This window comes from Agrococcus terreus (assembly GCF_014645235.1).
GTDB classification, from domain to species: Bacteria; Actinomycetota; Actinomycetes; order Actinomycetales; family Microbacteriaceae; genus Agrococcus; species Agrococcus terreus.
The window spans coordinates 1-1545 of record NZ_BMLM01000006.1 but is presented as its reverse complement, the minus strand read 5'-3'; the positions used below and the strand labels follow the sequence as shown (position 1 = coordinate 1545).

General features: G+C 57.1%; 1 rRNA gene. It reads left to right on the top strand.

Annotated elements, in window-relative coordinates:
• A 16S ribosomal RNA gene (locus IEW90_RS13720) occupies nucleotides 1–1432 on the top strand; the annotation flags it as partial.
• Nucleotides 1433–1545 lie beyond the last annotated feature (113 nt).

The window sequence follows — 1545 nt, the reverse complement described above, 5'->3', positions numbered from 1 at the left end:
GGATTAGTGGCGAACGGGTGAGTAACACGTGAGCAATCTGCCCTTGACTCTGGGATAAGCGCTGGAAACGGCGTCTAATACCGGATACGACCCTCGGAGGCATCTCCTGTGGGTGGAAAGAACTTCGGTCAAGGATGAGCTCGCGGCCTATCAGCTTGTTGGTGAGGTAATGGCTCACCAAGGCGACGACGGGTAGCCGGCCTGAGAGGGTGACCGGCCACACTGGGACTGAGACACGGCCCAGACTCCTACGGGAGGCAGCAGTGGGGAATATTGCACAATGGGCGCAAGCCTGATGCAGCAACGCCGCGTGAGGGACGACGGCCTTCGGGTTGTAAACCTCTTTTAGCAGGGAAGAAGCGAGAGTGACGGTACCTGCAGAAAAAGCACCGGCTAACTACGTGCCAGCAGCCGCGGTAATACGTAGGGTGCAAGCGTTGTCCGGAATTATTGGGCGTAAAGAGCTCGTAGGCGGTCTGTCGCGTCTGCTGTGAAAACCCGAGGCTCAACCTCGGGCTTGCAGTGGGTACGGGCAGACTAGAGTGCGGTAGGGGAGATTGGAATTCCTGGTGTAGCGGTGGAATGCGCAGATATCAGGAGGAACACCGATGGCGAAGGCAGATCTCTGGGCCGTAACTGACGCTGAGGAGCGAAAGCGTGGGGAGCAAACAGGCTTAGATACCCTGGTAGTCCACGCCGTAAACGTTGGGAACTAGATGTGGGGACCATTCCACGGTCTCCGTGTCGTAGCTAACGCATTAAGTTCCCCGCCTGGGGAGTACGGCCGCAAGGCTAAAACTCAAAGGAATTGACGGGGGCCCGCACAAGCGGCGGAGCATGCGGATTAATTCGATGCAACGCGAAGAACCTTACCAAGGCTTGACATATACGAGAACGCGCTGGAGACAGCGAACTCTTTGGACACTCGTATACAGGTGGTGCATGGTTGTCGTCAGCTCGTGTCGTGAGATGTTGGGTTAAGTCCCGCAACGAGCGCAACCCTCGTCCTATGTTGCCAGCACGTTATGGTGGGAACTCATGGGATACTGCCGGGGTCAACTCGGAGGAAGGTGGGGATGAGGTCAAATCATCATGCCCCTTATGTCTTGGGCTTCACGCATGCTACAATGGCCGGTACAATGGGCTGCGATACCGCAAGGTGGAGCGAATCCCAAAAAGCCGGTCTCAGTTCGGATTGAGGTCTGCAACTCGACCTCATGAAGTCGGAGTCGCTAGTAATCGCAGATCAGCAACGCTGCGGTGAATACGTTCCCGGGCCTTGTACACACCGCCCGTCAAGTCATGAAAGTCGGTAACACCCGAAGCCGGTGGCCTAACCTTTTGGAGGGAGCCGTCGAAGGTGGGATCGGTGATTAGGACTAAGTCGTAACAAGGTAGCCGTACCGGAAGGTGCGGCTGGATCACCTCCTTTCTAAGGAGCATCTCGCCCCTCGGGGCGCAGAGCCACTACGGTCGCGATCGTCGACCGGTGGTCAGCTCATGGGTGGAACATTGACATTGGCGCCAGGTTGATCTGGTCCCGCT